Origin of the sequence: Citrobacter sp. C348, assembly GCF_047467975.1 — a bacterium.
GTDB lineage: Bacteria > Pseudomonadota > Gammaproteobacteria > Enterobacterales > Enterobacteriaceae > Citrobacter > Citrobacter gillenii.
This window is the reverse complement of sequence record NZ_JASJUJ010000002.1, coordinates 458,822-475,188: the sequence shown is the minus strand read 5'-3', so window position 1 is coordinate 475,188 and position 16,367 is coordinate 458,822. Positions and strand designations below refer to the sequence as shown.

Annotated in this window: 14 protein-coding genes; 5 read left to right on the top strand and 9 right to left on the bottom strand. The window is 51.2% G+C overall.

The window, feature by feature from the left end; translation table 11 throughout:
• Positions 1-212 precede the first annotated feature (212 nt).
• Together sulA and ompA are read left to right on the top strand one after the other, a co-directional pair.
• On the top strand, positions 213-722 hold the full coding sequence (gene sulA / locus QNN86_RS06205) for an SOS-induced cell division inhibitor SulA (RefSeq protein ID WP_332599892.1): 510 nt from the start codon (positions 213-215) through the stop codon (positions 720-722).
• A 355-nt stretch (positions 723-1,077) separates the two neighbouring features.
• A complete protein-coding gene (gene ompA / locus QNN86_RS06200) occupies positions 1,078-2,124 on the top strand; it encodes a porin OmpA (RefSeq protein WP_181490379.1) in 1,047 nt (348 codons plus the stop codon).
• A 98-nt stretch (positions 2,125-2,222) separates the two neighbouring features.
• On the opposite strand, the gene matP is transcribed toward ompA, so the two are convergent.
• Positions 2,223-2,675 (bottom strand): macrodomain Ter protein MatP, encoded by a 453-nt coding sequence (gene matP / locus QNN86_RS06195; RefSeq protein ID WP_414210778.1) that lies wholly within the window; start codon positions 2,673-2,675, stop codon positions 2,223-2,225.
• 185 nt (positions 2,676-2,860) lie between these two features.
• Between matP and QNN86_RS06190 the strand changes: the two genes are divergently transcribed.
• Together QNN86_RS06190 and fabA are read left to right on the top strand one after the other, a co-directional pair.
• Positions 2,861-4,621: an AAA family ATPase gene (locus QNN86_RS06190; protein ID WP_115258918.1), complete on the top strand. Its 1,761-nt coding sequence runs from the start codon at positions 2,861-2,863 to the stop codon at positions 4,619-4,621.
• A 68-nt stretch (positions 4,622-4,689) separates the two neighbouring features.
• Positions 4,690-5,208: a bifunctional 3-hydroxydecanoyl-ACP dehydratase/trans-2-decenoyl-ACP isomerase gene (fabA, locus tag QNN86_RS06185; protein ID WP_003035875.1), complete on the top strand. Its 519-nt coding sequence runs from the start codon at positions 4,690-4,692 to the stop codon at positions 5,206-5,208.
• A gap of 85 nt (positions 5,209-5,293) precedes the next feature.
• Here the strand turns inward: fabA and rmf are convergent, their stop codons facing one another.
• The 6 genes from rmf to rlmKL form a co-directional block, all read right to left on the bottom strand.
• Positions 5,294-5,461, bottom strand: a complete 168-nt coding sequence (gene rmf / locus QNN86_RS06180; protein ID WP_003035871.1) for a ribosome modulation factor — start codon at positions 5,459-5,461, stop codon at positions 5,294-5,296.
• A 255-nt stretch (positions 5,462-5,716) separates the two neighbouring features.
• Positions 5,717-6,280 (bottom strand): membrane integrity-associated transporter subunit PqiC, encoded by a 564-nt coding sequence (gene pqiC, locus QNN86_RS06175; protein ID WP_181619029.1) that lies wholly within the window; start codon positions 6,278-6,280, stop codon positions 5,717-5,719.
• On the bottom strand, positions 6,277-7,917 hold the full coding sequence (gene pqiB, locus QNN86_RS06170) for an intermembrane transport protein PqiB (RefSeq protein ID WP_117341732.1): 1,641 nt from the start codon (positions 7,915-7,917) through the stop codon (positions 6,277-6,279). The genes pqiC and pqiB overlap by 4 nt, the downstream gene beginning before the upstream one ends.
• A gap of 4 nt (positions 7,918-7,921) precedes the next feature.
• The gene (gene pqiA / locus QNN86_RS06165) at positions 7,922-9,175 is read right to left on the bottom strand and encodes a membrane integrity-associated transporter subunit PqiA (protein WP_096757646.1); all 1,254 of its coding nucleotides are present in this window, start codon (positions 9,173-9,175) and stop codon (positions 7,922-7,924) included.
• A gap of 14 nt (positions 9,176-9,189) precedes the next feature.
• Complete coding sequence (locus tag QNN86_RS06160; protein ID WP_096757647.1) at positions 9,190-11,097, bottom strand: ABC transporter ATP-binding protein; 1,908 nt, start codon at positions 11,095-11,097, stop codon at positions 9,190-9,192.
• Between the two features lie 12 nt (positions 11,098-11,109).
• Positions 11,110-13,218 carry a bifunctional 23S rRNA (guanine(2069)-N(7))-methyltransferase RlmK/23S rRNA (guanine(2445)-N(2))-methyltransferase RlmL gene (gene rlmKL / locus QNN86_RS06155; protein ID WP_414210777.1) on the bottom strand — a complete coding sequence of 703 codons (2,109 nt, stop codon included), beginning with the start codon at positions 13,216-13,218 and terminating at the stop codon, positions 11,110-11,112.
• A gap of 98 nt (positions 13,219-13,316) precedes the next feature.
• Here rlmKL and QNN86_RS06150 point away from each other — a divergent pair, with 98 nt between their 5' ends.
• Positions 13,317-14,426 (top strand): YcbX family protein, encoded by a 1,110-nt coding sequence (locus tag QNN86_RS06150; protein ID WP_279277043.1) that lies wholly within the window; start codon positions 13,317-13,319, stop codon positions 14,424-14,426.
• Here QNN86_RS06150 and zapC read toward each other — a convergent pair.
• Both zapC and pyrD read right to left on the bottom strand, forming a co-directional pair.
• The gene (gene zapC, locus QNN86_RS06145) at positions 14,423-14,965 is read right to left on the bottom strand and encodes a cell division protein ZapC (protein ID WP_181619026.1); all 543 of its coding nucleotides are present in this window, start codon (positions 14,963-14,965) and stop codon (positions 14,423-14,425) included. The two genes, QNN86_RS06150 and zapC, sit on opposite strands and share 4 nt — an antisense overlap.
• Before the next feature lie 165 nt (positions 14,966-15,130).
• On the bottom strand, positions 15,131-16,141 hold the full coding sequence (gene pyrD / locus QNN86_RS06140; protein WP_181619025.1) for a quinone-dependent dihydroorotate dehydrogenase: 1,011 nt from the start codon (positions 16,139-16,141) through the stop codon (positions 15,131-15,133).
• Between the last annotated feature and the right edge of the window lie 226 nt (positions 16,142-16,367).

Below are 16,367 nucleotides of genomic sequence, written 5' to 3'. Positions count from 1 at the left end.
GTCCTTTTAAATCATAAGATAATGGAATGATTTTCAGTAACAGATCCGTTAATGACGACGATAGGCAACTTAGCCCCAAGGGGCAAGATGAATTTTATATTTCCCGCCACGACGGCTAAAAATTGCGAGTCTGTTTCCGAAAATAAAGTTGATCTTTGGTGATAGCAGCGTTACTGTATATCCATACAGTAACTCACAGGGCTGGATTGATTATGTACACTTCAGGCTACGCAAATCGTTCTTCGTCGTTCTCTTCAACATCAAGCAATAGTGCGCGCGTTTCTTCAGAAAATGCGACTGCCGGGCTTATCAGTGAAGTGGTCTATCGCGAGGACCAGCCCATGATGACGCAATTACTGCTATTACCCCTGCTTCAGCAGTTAGGCCAGCAATCACGCTGGCAGCTCTGGCTCACGCCTCAGCAAAAGTTGAGCCGGGAGTGGGTACAATCAGCAGGGCTTCCATTAACCAAAGTCATGCAAATCAGCCAGCTTTCACCTTGCCATACGTTGGAATCGATGGTTCGCGCGCTGCGCACCGGCAATTACAGTGTGGTTATCGGCTGGCTGACTGAAGAATTAACGGAAGATGAACATGCCGAACTGGTGAAAGCGGCTGATGAGGGTAACGCAATGGGATTTATTATGCGCCCTGTTCGCGCTCAGGCACTTGCGGGGAGACAGCTTTCCGGGCTAAAAATTCACTCAAATTTGTATCATTAAGTAAAATTAGGATTAATCCTGGAATTTTTTTTCATGCTTTATTTTTATTTTGAGTTGTAATGAATTTTTAGTCTGAATGCCTGTCTCAAGCGGTTTTCAGCATGCTGGCAGTACAATTATTCATCCCTAAATGTTAAATATTGTGTATACAAGCCTTTTTTTTTCATATGCCTGACGGACTTCACACTTGTAAGTTTCCAACTACGTTGTAGACTTTACATCGCCAGGGGTGCTCGGCATAAGTCGCAGATATCGGTAGAGTAACTATTGAACTGGTCCCCGGGTGAAGGATTTAACCGTGTTATCTCTCTGGAGATAGTCATGGCGAATTTTGGATGATAACGAGGCGCAAAAAATGAAAAAGACAGCTATCGCAATTGCAGTGGCACTGGCTGGTTTCGCTACCGTGGCGCAGGCCGCTCCGAAAGATAACACCTGGTACACCGGTGCTAAACTGGGTTGGTCTCAGTTCCATGATATTGGTAACAACCAGATCAACAACAACGGTTCGACCCACGAAAGCCAACTGGGTGCTGGTGCGTTCGGTGGTTATCAGGTTAACCCGTACGTTGGTTTTGAAATGGGTTACGACTGGTTAGGTCGTATGCCGTACAAAGGCAGCGAGCAGAATGGCGCTTTCAAAGCTCAGGGCGTTCAGCTGACCGCTAAACTGGGTTACCCAATCACTGACGATCTGGACGTTTATACCCGTCTGGGTGGTATGGTTTGGCGTGCTGACGCTAAAAACAACGATGGCTTTAAAGACCACGATACTGGTGTATCCCCAGTATTCGCGGGTGGCGTAGAGTATGCAATTACTCCTGAAATCGCTACCCGTCTGGAATACCAGTGGACCAACAACATCGGTGACGCGAACACCGTTGGTGGTCGTCCGGATAACGGCCTGTTAAGCGTTGGTGTTTCTTACCGTTTCGGCCAGCAGGAAGAAGCAGCTCCAGTAGTTGTTGCTCCTGCTCCGGCTCCAGAAGTACAGACCAAGCACTTCACTCTGAAGTCTGACGTTCTGTTCAACTTCAACAAAGCGACTCTGAAACCAGAAGGCCAGCAGGCTCTGGATCAGATGTACAGCCAGCTGAGCAACCTGGATCCGAAAGACGGTTCCGTTGTGGTTCTGGGCTTCACTGACCGTATCGGTTCTGACGCTTACAACCAGAGCCTGTCTGAGAAACGTGCTCAGTCCGTTGTTGATTACCTGATCTCTAAAGGTATTCCTTCTGACAAAATCTCTGCACGTGGCATGGGCGAATCTAACCCAGTTACTGGCAACACCTGTGACAACGTGAAAGCTCGCGCTGCACTGATCGACTGCCTGGCTCCGGATCGTCGTGTTGAGATCGAAGTTAAAGGCATCAAAGACGTTGTAACTCAGCCTCAGGCTTAAGTTCTCGTCTAATAAAAAACCCCGCGATGCGGGGTTTTTTTTCACCTGTGGTTCACCATAAAAACGTGGGTGCTCAGCGCACCGAAGCCGACATCAGGCTATTCTTTTCCCAGCAGCGCTTGTAAATCCTGTTTCAATGTGGACATTCTGTTCGCGTACTTCTCTTTATGCTCTGCGTCTTCAATCAGCTGCACGATGGTTTCAGAAAGCGTTTTTCCACGCCGCTGCGCAAGCCCTGCTAAGCGCTGCCAAACCATGAACTCCAGATCGATAGATTTCTTACGCGTATGCTGATGCTCTGCATTAAAGTGCCGTTTACGCCTCGCGCGTATGGTTTGCTTCATACGATTTTGCAGCGCGGCATTCATGTGTTCTTCAATCCAGGTATTCACCCGAACCGGTTCATTTTCGAGGGTTAGCAATAAATCAACGGCTTCTTCGGCAGCGCTGGCTTCCACGTAACGGGTAATCAACTCCCCTTCACGATGCTTTTTCACCAGATACTTCCATTTCCAGCCGCTTTCAAGATTTTCAAGTTGTTGATATTTCATTGCGATCTCAATGTTACCGTGTAACTCTTATCAGAATATCAGCTTTTTGGGCATCTGAAGAAAAGAATATCCAGCCTGTGAACTGTCGCGCGTCATCATCCCCGTTTAGCGGTGCATTCCACGTGTGCAGTGCTGACGGTTACGGTATAATCTCGTTTTTTACAACAGACTAAAAAACATCAACTTTGACCATTACGAAACTTGCATGGCGTGATCTGGTTCCTGATACTGACAGTTATCAGGAAATATTTGCACAGCCGCACGTCACTGACGAAACCGATACCTTACTCAGTGATACTCAACCACGCTTACAATTTGCGCTTGAGCAACTGCTTCAGCAATGGGCGACGTCCTCCTTTATGCTGGTGAAAGCGCCGGAAGAGCTTGAGTATCTCAATCTTATCGCCACGGCTGCGCGCTCATTACATACGGATGCCGGAAGCTTAACCGGAGGTCATTACGACATCTCTGGGCACACTATCCGTTACCGTGCAGCACAGCACGCAGAAGACAATTTTGCGACCTTAACTCAGGTAGTCAATGCTGACTGGGTTGAAGCCGAACAACTGTTTGGCTGTTTGCGTCAGTTCAATGGTGAAATTACGCTGCAACCGGGACTGGTGCATCAGGCAAACGGGGGCGTGCTGGTTATCTCATTACGCACCCTATTGGCTCAACCCCTGCTGTGGATGCGCCTGAAAGCCATTGTCAGCCACGAGCGCTTTGACTGGGTAGCTTTCGACGAATCTCGTCCACTTCCTGTCTCCGTACCGTCTATGCCGCTGAAACTGAAAGTGGTGTTAGTCGGTGAGCGTGAGTCGCTGGCCGATTTCCAGGAAATGGAACCAGAATTAGCTGAACAGGCAATTTACAGCGAGTTTGAAGATAATCTGCAGATAGTGGATGCTGAAACCATGACCCAGTGGTGTCAGTGGGTCACGCATACTGCCATACGCAACAATCTTCCCTATCCCGCCCCTGACGCCTGGCAAACGCTGGTGCGTGAGGCCGTTCGTTATACCGGCGATCAGGCGACATTACCGCTTAATCCGCTGTGGATCATCCGCCAGTTCAAGGAAGTGGCGCCCCTTTGTGAAGGCGAAACCTGCAGCGCAGAACAGCTGGGTCTGATGCTGGCGCAACGCGAATGGCGGGAAGGTTTCTTGGCCGAACGCATGCAGGATGAGATCCTGCAAGAGCAGATCCTTATCGAGACGGAAGGCGAGCAAATTGGACAAATAAACGCGCTGTCGGTGATTGAGTTTCCAGGGCATCCTCGCGCGTTTGGTGAACCTTCTCGTATCAGCTGCGTTGTGCATATTGGCGATGGCGAATTTACCGATGTTGAGCGTAAAGCCGAACTGGGCGGAAATATTCATGCCAAGGGTATGATGATCATGCAGGCGTTCCTGATGTCGGAACTGCAGCTCGAACAGCAAATCCCCTTCTCTGCCTCGCTAACCTTCGAGCAATCCTACAGCGAAGTAGATGGAGACAGCGCATCCATGGCTGAACTGTGCGCATTAATTAGCGCCCTTGCCGATGTTCCTGTCAATCAAAGCATCGCGATTACCGGTTCTGTCGATCAGTTTGGCCGGGCGCAACCTGTCGGTGGCCTGAACGAGAAAATTGAAGGTTTCTTCACTATCTGCCAGCAGCGTGAATTAACCGGTACGCAGGGCGTGATTATCCCTTCAGCCAACGTCAGGCACCTGAGCCTACCGCCAGCCCTGTTACAGGCCGTTGAAGAAGAGAAGTTCACTATTTGGGCGGTGGATGATGTGACCGATGCGTTGCCACTGTTGTTAAATTTGGTGTGGGATGGCGAAGGCCAGACAACGTTGATGCAAACCATTCAGGAGCGTATTGCTGCGGCAACGCAACAGGAAGGTCGTCACCGTTTTCCATGGCCGCTACGTTGGCTGAACTGGATTATTCCGAACTGATCGGACTTGTTCAGCGTACACGTGTTAGCTATCCTGCGTGCTTCAATAAGATAAGGCTTACAGAGAACATGGTAGATAAACGCGAATCCTATACAAAAGAAGACCTTCTTGCCTCTGGTCGCGGTGAGCTGTTTGGTGCTAAAGGCCCGCAATTGCCTGCACCCAGCATGCTGATGATGGACCGTGTCATCAAGATGACCGAAACCGGTGGCAATTTTGACAAAGGTTATGTTGAAGCTGAACTGGATATCAACCCGGACCTGTGGTTCTTCGGTTGCCATTTTATTGGTGATCCGGTGATGCCAGGCTGTTTGGGTCTTGATGCCATGTGGCAGCTGGTTGGATTCTACCTCGGCTGGCTCGGCGGTGAAGGTAAAGGCCGTGCACTGGGCGTGGGTGAAGTGAAATTCACCGGTCAGGTTCTGCCGACCGCGAAGAAAGTTACTTACCGCATTCACTTCAAACGCATCGTTAACCGCCGCCTGATCATGGGCCTGGCCGATGGTGAAGTGCTGGTTGATGGCCGTCTGATCTACACGGCGAACGATCTGAAAGTAGGCCTTTTCCAGGATACGTCTGCGTTCTAATCGCGGATATCCGTCAGCCTGATAAGACCCTACAAAAGGCGAAACCTCCGCACTGCGGAGGTTTCTTTTATCTAAAGAGACAGAATCAGGCCATTAACACCCTATCCCCCATGGCTTCTCGCCAGCCTCCCAGCCAGTATGACCGTTGATTCAGCGTCTGATAGGGACACATTTCTTTTGAGCGACCGGCGATGCCGGCCTGATATCCACGTTGATGTGCCCGTTCCAGGCGATCTCGTTTTTGTCTCTTCATGCCTCGTTTCCCTCATTTTTGGGTCTGGTGGAAAAGAAAACAGTGATTACTAAGTGTGCAATCACACTAAACGAATACCCCGAAACATCTGACTCGTCAATGCGCAAAATTCACGCCAGTGTCATATTTGTGAACTACCTGGTAAATCATTTGTACAAGAATTGTGAGTCAGAACAGTTATATCAGCCGAGAAAAAAATAAAAAAACCGCCCTGGGCGCTGAGCCAAAGGCGGTGTAATTTACAATTATTTAAGCTTAAGGAATACGTTTCAGCTCTTGAGCAATAGCTGACGCCTCCTGGCTCCATGCGTTAGCCAGAACCTTCACCATCTCATCATAGCCATCCTGGGTCTGTACGGCTTCGATGTGGAACGGGCGCTTAATCAGTTGTCCCTGGTGATTCAGCAACCATTCGCCGCTGACTATCACTTTACCATCGTAGCGGCCATGGAAGCCGGTTACCGTCACGTTGAGCGTGTCCTGCGTACTGCCCAACGGTTGAGAGGCAACAACCCATCCCGGTAGCTGTGTGCTCAGGTTGGCGACGAGAGTGTTACGCAACTGCTGATCTAACGGGCTGGCCCACAGATTACTGTTGGCAATAACGTACTTCACATCGCTGGTTTGGTACACCACGCCATTACCGGCCAGGTAATCCGGTACCGCCACCTGCTCAACCCACAGCAGGCGGTTACCCTGGTTAGCGCTACTCTGTACGCCCCCTTGGGCGATAGGGAGCTGGTAATAGCTTTTATTCTCTCCGCTGGAGCTGCATGACGTCAGCCAGACCGCCATCATCACCACTAGCCACTTTTTCATTGTTTCGCCCTCTTCGGCTCTGGATCTTTTTTGTCCTTCGCTTCAAACACCAGCGCGTTACTCTTATCGTTCAACGTTTTCAGCACCGGCTGCAGCTCGCGCAGAACCTGATCAAGACGCTGCATATCTGCCACCATCTTGTTATAGGCCGCGGAGCCTGGCTGGAAGCCCTGCATGCTACGATTCAGTTCGCGCAGTGTATTCTGCATATCTGCAGGAAGCTGCTGCATCGACTGGCTACCGGTTATCTTATTCATGTTATCCAGCGTCGTTTGCAGATGCTTCATCGTGCGCTGGCTTTCTGAAAGCGTCGTCGTCGCCTGCACAATCATCGGATTCAGTGGCAGATTATTAATCTTATCCAATGCTTCCATCAAACGTTGCTGGATCTGCGCCAGACCACTGCTCACGGTCGGGATAATTTGGTAACCATTAAATTCGCGCACGCCCGTAATCGGTGGATCCTTCGGATAGAAATCCAGATCGACATACAGCGCCCCGGTGACCAGATTCCCTGTTTTCAGCGATCCACGCAGTCCGCGTTTGAGCAATTCGGCCAGATGGGTACCGACATCAGTATCTTCACCCAACTGCGCCTTAAGGCGTTCAGGTTCAATGCGCACCAATACCGGAATACGATAATCATCATTGAACACCTGACGCATATTCGGGGCAAAGAAAGGCACCTTGCTAACCGTACCGAGGCGAATACCACGGAACTCCAGCGGCGCACCAGGCTGCAACCCGCGAATCGAGTCTTTAAAGAACATCAGGTAATCAATGTGATCCGTATACAGCGAGTCCTGAATACTTTTTTGATCGTCATAGAGGCTGAACGTAGCCTGTTGTGCAACCGGCTGGCCTTGTTCTAACCCCTCCGGCACATCAAAGCTGACTCCACCGCCAAACAGCGTGGTTAGCGACCCCATTTCTACGCGCATCCCCGCTGAAGTAAGATCGACGGCAATACCGCTGTCCTTCCAGAAACGTACGTTGCTGGTGACCAGGCGATCGTTTGGCGCATTAATGAAAAGCTGATAGCTGATGGAGCGTTTTTGCGCATCAAAGGTGCTGGTCTCAACTGACCCTACGCGATACCCGCGGAACAACACCGGGTCTCCCGGGCTAAGCTGACCGGCTTTTTTGCTGTCCAAAATCACGCGGATCCCCTTCGCATCTGGCGGTGCCAGCGGTGGAGAGTCCAGCAGCTGATAATTGGCGAGCTGGCTGCCTTTGTTACCGGGCTGCAGTTCAATATACGCCCCGGATAACAGCGTGCCTAAGCCACTGATACCTTCACGTCCCACCTGCGGCTTCACTACCCAAAAGACCGAGTCTTTATGCAGCAGCTTTTCCATACCAGAATTGAGGCGTGCTTTAATTTCCACATGCGTCAAATCGTCGGTCAGCGTAGCGCTCTCAACGACGCCAACATCCACGCTGCGGCTCTTGATCGTGGTTTTGCCACCTTCAATACCTTCAGCATTGGTTGTAATCAGCGTGACGACCGGCCCCTGATGACTGTAGTGATAAAACAGGACCCACGCGCCGATGAGTGCGGTGACGATTGGGAATATCCACACGGGCGACCAGTTTTTAACCTTTTGCACTTTGGCTTCCCCACTTTTAGATTCCATGCTGTCAGGACTCCTCATGGCCTGGTTCTGGTTCACGGTCCCACGACAGACGTGGATCAAACGTCATCGCAGAAAACATTGTCATAATGACGACTAAAGCAAACATCAATGCACCCATTGCAGGATAAATGTTCATCAACCCTCCCATACGCACCAGCGCAGAGAGTACCGCAATAACAAAAACATCGATCATTGACCAACGACCGACAAATTCCACAACTTCATAAATGAAATGCATACGTTCACTGTCGCGTTTGCCGTGCCCTTTAGCATCCCAGCACAGCCAGGCAATGGCGATCATTTTTAGCGTCGGCACCAGAATACTGGCAATAAAGATGACCGCCGCCACTGGATAAGAACCTTCGCTCCAGATTAAAACGACGCCTTCAATAATGGTTGATGGCAGTTTTGACCCTAACAAATCGGTAATCATGATCGGCATAATATTGGCGGGCAGATACAGCATGATCGACGTGAACAGGAGTGCCAGCGTCCATTGCAGACTGTTTTTACGTCGCACGTAGCCCGTGGTCTGACAGCGCGGGCAGACCGGCTCGTCAGCGGGGAGGATCGCGGTACAACAGGAGCAGGAACGCAACCCCTGGTGAATACCGGGAACACCGGGCTTTAAGACCTGTTTAACCTCCGGCATTGGCGCGATATCATCCCACAGCCAGCGACGATCGACACACTGAAAGGCGCGCAGTTGAAGAACGCAAAACAGACACCACGGGATAAAGCTGCTCCCCACGCCGATATCGCCATAGGCCATCAGCTTAACAAAGCTCACCAACACGCCTGCAAGGAAAATTTCTGCCATTCCCCAGCTTTTTAACTGAAACAGAATCCGCGCCAGCCACGCTTTCAGCCGCCAGGGCATCTCAACCCGGTTCACCAGCAGTAAGATGGTGAACAGGCAAAAAGCAGGAACCAACTGCACGAATAATAAAAAGAAGGTGCCAAGACTGGCGTAGTCTTCTGAAAACAGAACGCCGGGGATTTCCAGCAACGTGACTTCGCTGCTCACCCCTGCGACATTCATGTTCACAAAGGGAAAAAGGTTCGATAAAAGCAGCATGAACAATGCTGCGATAACATACGCGGTGGGACGCTGTCTTGGCGCGTCCCACGCAACAGTTAATGTCGTGCCACATCTTGGACATGCCGCTTTTTGACCATGCGTCAGGCTCGGTAATGCCACCAGCATGTCACACTGCGAGCACAAAATATGCTTCGCGGCATGGTGATGTTCGCACATATGCGCTCCTTTAATTATGCGCCATTCTTCAAAGACTCAAGATACTCCCAGCGCTCAAAGGCTTGCTCAAGTTCTTGTTCCGCTTCGCTCAGATTAGCTAATACCTGCTGCGTTTGCTCATGTGGCTGACTGAAAAAAGAAGCATCAGCAACCTGGGCCTGCAACGTTTCCAGTTTAGCTTCCAGCTCTTCAAGCTGCGCGGGGAGCTGCTCCAGTTCGCGCTGGTGTTTATAGCTTAGTTTGCTGGTGCCGCGTTTTACAATTTCTGCTTTAGGGGCAGCAACTTCCTCTGTTTTTTTGGCAACAGGCTGTTTAAACGCCACATACTGTGACTGCTGCTCACGTGCGTCATGGTAACCACCTACGTAACGACCAATTTTGCCGCCGCCTTCGAAGATCCAACACTCGGTAACGGTGTTATCAACAAACTGGCGATCGTGGCTGACCAGCAACACGGTTCCCTGATAACCGTCAATCAACTCTTCAAGAAGTTCCAGCGTTTCGACGTCGAGATCGTTGGTTGGTTCATCGAGAATCAAAAGATTGCTGGGCTTCAGAAAAAGACGCGCCAGTAACAGACGGTTTCGTTCCCCACCGGAGAGCGCACGCACTGGTGTCATCGCACGCTTAGGGTGGAACAGGAAGTCCTGCAGGTAGCCCAGCACGTGACGTGGTTTACCGTTGACCATCACCTCTTGCTTACCTTCCGACAGGTTATCCATGACGGTTTTATCCGGATCCAGCTCCGCACGGTGTTGGTCAAAATAAGCCACTTCCAGCTTGGTACCGACATGGATACGGCCGCTGTCAGCCTGTAACTGACCCAACATCAGCTTGATTAGCGTTGTTTTACCGCAACCGTTAGGTCCAATTAACGCAATTTTGTCACTACGCTGTACCTGCGCCGAGAAGTCTTTCACCAGTTGTTTACCGTTAATCTGGTAATCAACATTCTCCATCTCAAAGACAATTTTGCCCGACCGGCTCGCCTCTTCGACCTGCATCTTCGCAGTACCCATCACTTCACGACGCTCGCCACGCTCACGACGCATCGCCTTCAGCGCACGCACGCGGCCTTCGTTACGGGTACGGCGCGCTTTAATGCCCTGACGGATCCAGACCTCTTCCTGCGCCAGTTTGCGATCAAACTCCGCATTCTGTAGCTCTTCTACACGTAGCGCTTCTTCTTTCTCCAGCAAGTACTGATCGTAATTACCCGGATAGGTCACCAGCTTGCCGCGATCGAGATCGACAATACGCGTTGCCATATTGCGAATAAACGAACGGTCGTGAGAAATGAAGATGATCGTTCCATTGAAGGTTTTCAGGAACCCTTCCAGCCAGTCGATGGTTTCGATATCCAGGTGGTTGGTCGGTTCATCCAGCAACAATACGCGTGGATTGCTGACTAACGCCCGGCCCAGTGCGGCTTTACGCAGCCAGCCACCGGAAAGCGATGCCAGCTCCATGTCTGGCTCCAGCCCAAGCTGTTCCAGTACTTCATTGATGCGGTTTTCCAGTTGCCACAGATTGTGGTGATCCAGCTGTTCCTGAACCTTCGCCAGTTCCTGCAGGTTTTTATCACTCGGATCGGTGATCACCAGATGCGAAATATCATGGTAACGCTTGAGATACACCGCCTGCTCTGCAATCCCTTCGGCAACGAAATCGTAGACGGTACCCTGCACGTTACGCGGCGGATCCTGCTGCAGACGTGCCACAACCAGATCCTGTTCATAAATAATACGTCCGTCGTCAAGACCCTGTTCACGGTTGAGGATCTTCATCAGCGTCGATTTGCCCGCGCCGTTACGGCCAACCAGACAAACGCGCTCGTTATCTTCGATATGCAGTTCAGCATTATCAAGAAGCGGCGCATCGCTGAACGACAGCCATGCACCATGCATACTGATTAATGACATTTATTTTTCCTTTCAGGCTGCGGTAATCAGCCAGCAATTGTGGATCTGACGGTTACGGGCAAAGTCCTGAGAAAGCGTTTTTTGGGTAATTTCTTGTGCTTTCAATCCCAGTTCAGCCAGACCGTCGAGGTCCATACGGAATCCACGTTTGTTGTTAGAGAACATGAGCGTGCCGTCTTTACGCAGCAGACGCTTCAGATCTTTCATTAGCGCCAGATGATCGCGCTGCACGTCAAACGAGTCTTCCATACGTTTTGAGTTAGAGAAGGTCGGTGGATCGATGAAGATCAGATCAAACTGTTCATTGGCTTCGCGCAGCCAGCCCAGGCAGTCGGCCTGAATTAAACGATGCGCGCGGCCGCTAAGCCCGTTGAGTCGCAGGTTACGTTCCGCCCACTCCAGATAAGTGCGAGACATGTCGACCGTGGTGGTGCTGCGCGCACCGCCAAGCCCGGCGTGTACGCTGGCGCTGCCGGTATACGAGAACAGATTGAGGAAATCTTTACCCTTGCTCATCTGGCCCAGCATGCGGCGCGCAATACGGTGATCGAGGAACAGACCGGTATCAAGATAGTCGGTCAGGTTAACCCACAGGCGCGCGTTGTACTCGCTCACCTCAATGAATTCACCCTTCTCATTCATCTTCTGATACTGGTTTTTCCCTTTCTGCCGTTCACGGGTTTTCAGCACCAGTTTATTCGGCGCAATCTCCAGTACCGACAGCGTGGCGGCAATGATGTCGAACAGACGCTGGCGAGCCTTCTGGGCATCAACCGTCTTCGGCGGCGCGTATTCCTGAACCACAACCCAGTCGCCGTAGCGGTCGACCGCGACGTTGTATTCTGGCAGGTCAGCATCGTACAGGCGATAGCATTCAATGCCTTCCTGACGCGCCCATTTTTCCAGCTTTTTGATATTTTTACGCAGACGGTTGGCGTAGTCTTCCGCCACCGTGGCAGGCTTACTGTCTGCGGTGGTTTCCGCGACGTGATAGTTTTTCTGTACGCAATCCAGCGGGCCATTTTTGGCTTTAAACTGCTTATCCGCGCGCAATTGCAGACTGCTGAGCAAATCCGGCGAGGCGCTAAACAGCGACAGATTCCAGCCGCCAAACTGGTTTTTCATCGTGCGGCCCAGCAGGCTGTGCAGTGCGATCAGCGCCGGTTCGCTATCCAGACGTTCACCGTACGGTGGGTTGCTGATAACCGTACCATACGGACCTTGCGGTAGCGGGTTGCTCAGTTTCGCTACGTCTTTGACGTCAAACGTCACCAGATCGGCAATCCCGGCGCGGCGGGCGTTGCTGCGTGCTTTCTCAATCACCCGGGCATCGCTATCAGAGCCATAGAAGTGCGACGTATAGTCAGCCAGCCCTTTACGTGCACGAACCTGTGCTTCCGCTTTCACCTCTTGCCAGACTGCTTCATCATGCTGTGCCCAACCGTTAAAGCCCCAGTAGCCACGGTGCAGGCCGGGTGCGCGATCGGTTGCCCACATCGCGGCTTCAATCAGTAGCGTACCGGAACCACACATCGGATCGAGCAGCGGCGTACCCGGCTGCCAGCCAGAACGCATCACGATAGCCGCAGCCAGCGTCTCTTTGATCGGCGCCTGACCGGCACGATCGCGATAGCCGCGCTGATGCAGACCATCACCGCTGAGATCGAGGGCAATACTGGCAGTATCTTTGTTCAGCCAGACGTTGATGCGCAGATCGGGGGATTCGCGATCCACATTAGGACGCGCCATATTTTTACGGGTAAAGGAATCGACAATCGCGTCCTTTACCTTCAATGCGCCGTACTGGCTGTTGCGAATGGTGTCGTTCAAGCCGCTAAAATGCACGGCAAACGTCGCTCCAGGGTTAAATATCTCTGTCCAGTCGATTGCCTGAACGCCGAGGTACAGATCAAGATCGCTGTAGACCTTGCACTCTCCCATCGGCAGGATAATGCGCGAGGCCAGGCGGCTCCACATCAGGCTCTGGTAAACAAGCCGGGTGTCGCCCTTAAAATGGACCCCACCCTGAACCACCTGGCACTCTTGCGCGCCGAGGTTTTCCAGCTCAGTTTTTAACAGCTCTTCCAGCCCACGGGCCGTACTGGCAAACAGAGAATTCATAATGTCACTTTTACTCCAATAAAATTGCTGCGCATTATAGCTAATCTCACGTCCTTGTCATAAAGTTGAAGGCTTATTTTCGTTCGAGGGACTGTACAGTGGTAACGTTAACCCGACTTTTTGTTCATCCGGTTAAATCAATGCGCGGTATTGGGCTAACACACGCCCTGGCAGACGTTAGCGGTCTGGCCTTTGACCGCATCTTTATGGTTACCGAACCCGACGGAACGTTCATCACCGCCCGGCAGTTCCCCCAGATGGTCCGTTTTACCCCTTCCCCTTTACACGATGGATTGCATTTAACCGCACCCGACGGTAGCAGCGCATTGGTGCGTTTTGCAGACTTCGCCACCCAGGATGCGCCAACGGAAGTCTGGGGAAACCATTTTACCGCACGTATTGCGCCAACAGCTATCAATCAGTGGCTCAGCAGTTTTTTCTCGCGCGATGTACAGTTGCGCTGGGTTGGCCCGCAGTTAACACGCCGGGTCAAGCGTCACAACGGGGTACCGCTCTCGTTCGCCGATGGCTTTCCTTATCTTCTGACTAATGAAGCCTCACTGCGCGATGTGCAACAACGCTGCCCGGCCAGTATCCGAATGGAGCAGTTTCGCCCCAATCTGGTGGTCTCGGGGGCTAGCGCCTGGGAGGAAGACACCTGGAAGGTGATTCGCATTGGCGAGGTCATCTTTGATGTAGCAAAACCCTGCAGCCGCTGTATTTTCACCACCGTCAGCCCCGAAAAAGGTCAGAAGCATCCGTCTGGCGAGCCGCTGGCCACGCTGCAAACCTTCCGCAGCGCGGTAGACAACGGCGATGTCGATTTCGGTCAGAATCTGATTGCCCGCAATAGCGGCGTGATCCGCGTTGGCGATGAGGTTGAAATTCTGTCCACCGGGCCCGCCCGAGCTTACGGCACGGTAGCTTCCGATGATACGGTTGCACAACAGCAGCAGCCTGATGCCAGCGTGCTTATCGACTGGCAGGGGCAAACCTTTCGTGGCAACAATCAACAGGTGTTACTGGAACAACTGGAAAACCAGGGGATCCGGGTTCCTTATTCGTGTCGGGCGGGGATTTGCGGATGCTGCCGGATTCGGCTGGTAGAAGGCGAAGTCAGCCCGCTGAAAAAATCAGCGATTGGCGATGACGGGACGATTCTTTGCTGCAGCTGTGTGCCAAAAACAGCGGTCAGGCTGGAGAGTTAAACGGCTTGCTCAAGGCTGAAACTGTCAACAGGGAGTTGCGGTTTCAGTCTGTCATTCATGATTTTAATGGCGTCGCCGAGCTGCATAGTGCGCCCGGCAATAACCACGCCCGGCTGCGCCAACAGACACAGGGCCGCATTTTCACCCGGCTCAACCACCAACAGGTTTACCTGCTCTTCGCTATCACTTAAATACACGCAGGCCGCGTCGCCGACGACAGGTGACCAGCTAACAGTGTGCGCCACAAAGTGCCAGCTTTTTGGCATTTGCGGTTTCAGATAACGAATAGCCACCAGTGCATTGAGTACCAGCTCCGCTTTTTGTTCTTTGGTTAAATCCAGATCACGGCATTTTTCTTCAAAAGAAAAATAAAGCGCGGCATCATCAACGCAAAAACCGGACGGAGAGAATGCATCGGGTGTGAGCATTTTGCGCGCAAAACGCGAACGAAATAACATGCCATTGGCTAAATCGAGCATCATACGATCGTGCTCTTCATCATAATACCAGCGCCAGTTATCGTCGGGTTTAATTCGCATCAGTATCTCTCCATTCCTTAATCATCGTCGTTACGACAGTATCCTTTTGCCGCTTCGTTTATTGCCCTAATAATAAAAGCTCAGAATGTTTAAATAAGCAACAGTAAAGGAATATAAAACAACCAGGGCCAGAAATAAAGCCCTGGTTTGTGATTAAGGTAGTATTCAGATATTGGTGATGATCTCTTTAATCAACGGCGGACCTTTAAAAATAAAGCCGGAATAAATCTGAACCAGGGAAGCCCCTGCGGCTATTTTCTCACGCGCAGCGATGACTGAGTCGATACCGCCAACGCCAATAATCGGTAATTGTCCGTTTAATTCCCGGGACAACATGCGAATAATTTCGGTGCTTTTTAATTGTAACGGTCGACCACTCAGGCCACCCATTTGATCGCAATTTTTCATTCCCTGTACCAGGGAGCGATCGAGCGTGGTGTTGGTGGCAATGACGCCATCAATATTATGACGGACTAAACTGTCAGCTACCTGGATCAGTTCTTCTTCAGAAAGATCCGGGGCGATCTTTACCGCCACCGGAACATATTTATGGTGGATCGCCTGGAGATCGTTTTGCTTATTTTTAATTGCCGTCAGCAAATCATCCAGCGCTTCGCCGTATTGCAGCGTGCGTAACCCTGGCGTATTAGGTGAGGAAATATTAATCGCAATATAGCCAGCATAGGCATAGACTTTTTCCATACAAATCAGATAGTCATCTTTGCCATTCTCTACCGGGGTATCTTTGTTCTTACCAATATTGATCCCCAGAATGCCGTCAAAATGCGATTTCTTAACGTTCTCTACCAGGTTATCAACGCCCAGGTTATTGAAGCCCATGCGGTTGATCAAACCTTCTGCGTCTACCAGACGGAAAAGACGTGGCTTGTCGTTACCCGGTTGCGGTCGTGGTGTTACGGTGCCAATCTCAATCGAGCCAAACCCCATGGCACCGAGTGCATCAATGCACTCCCCGTCTTTATCCAGTCCGGCGGCAAGACCGAGCGGATTCTTAAACGTCAGCCCCATGCAGGTTACCGGTTTTGCCGGTACTTTCTGGCGGACAAGCGCTTCGAGCGGCGTGCCCGTAATGCGACGTAATTGCTGGAATGTCAATTCATGAGCGCGCTCTGGATCGAGCTGAAAAAGGGCTTTACGAACGAAGGGGTAGTACATGAACTCTCCTGGATTCCCGGTGTGCAAACCGGGGGCGTATTATGTGCGATCGCGAACAAAAAGGGAATTGACCTGCGGCAATAAAACGCAAACGTTTTCTTTCCTGCCCTCCTTTTATGCAATTTTCAGCTTTTCTATCCCGCATAAATCATTTCGATAAACAAAATCTCTCTGCCAGACTGCACAAATTGTTATCAATGTTAAATAAAAACGAATAATTGGTTAT

Coding starts and splice junctions, on each gene's coding strand:
- pyrD (WP_181619025.1), bottom strand. CDS start 16,141: ATGTACTACCCCTTCGTTCGTAAAGCCCTTTTTCAGCTCGATCCAGAG.
- pqiB (WP_117341732.1), bottom strand. CDS start 7,917: ATGGAATCTAAAAGTGGGGAAGCCAAAGTGCAAAAGGTTAAAAACTGG.
- pqiA (WP_096757646.1), bottom strand. CDS start 9,175: ATGTGCGAACATCACCATGCCGCGAAGCATATTTTGTGCTCGCAGTGT.
- matP (WP_414210778.1), bottom strand. CDS start 2,675: ATGAAATATCAACAACTTGAAAATCTTGAAAGCGGCTGGAAATGGAAG.
- pqiC (WP_181619029.1), bottom strand. CDS start 6,280: ATGAAAAAGTGGCTAGTGGTGATGATGGCGGTCTGGCTGACGTCATGC.
- zapC (WP_181619026.1), bottom strand. CDS start 14,965: ATGCGAATTAAACCCGACGATAACTGGCGCTGGTATTATGATGAAGAG.
- sulA (WP_332599892.1), top strand. CDS start 213: ATGTACACTTCAGGCTACGCAAATCGTTCTTCGTCGTTCTCTTCAACA.
- rlmKL (WP_414210777.1), bottom strand. CDS start 13,218: ATGAATTCTCTGTTTGCCAGTACGGCCCGTGGGCTGGAAGAGCTGTTA.
- QNN86_RS06160 (WP_096757647.1), bottom strand. CDS start 11,097: ATGTCATTAATCAGTATGCATGGTGCATGGCTGTCGTTCAGCGATGCG.
- fabA (WP_003035875.1), top strand. CDS start 4,690: ATGGTAGATAAACGCGAATCCTATACAAAAGAAGACCTTCTTGCCTCT.
- rmf (WP_003035871.1), bottom strand. CDS start 5,461: ATGAAGAGACAAAAACGAGATCGCCTGGAACGGGCACATCAACGTGGA.
- ompA (WP_181490379.1), top strand. CDS start 1,078: ATGAAAAAGACAGCTATCGCAATTGCAGTGGCACTGGCTGGTTTCGCT.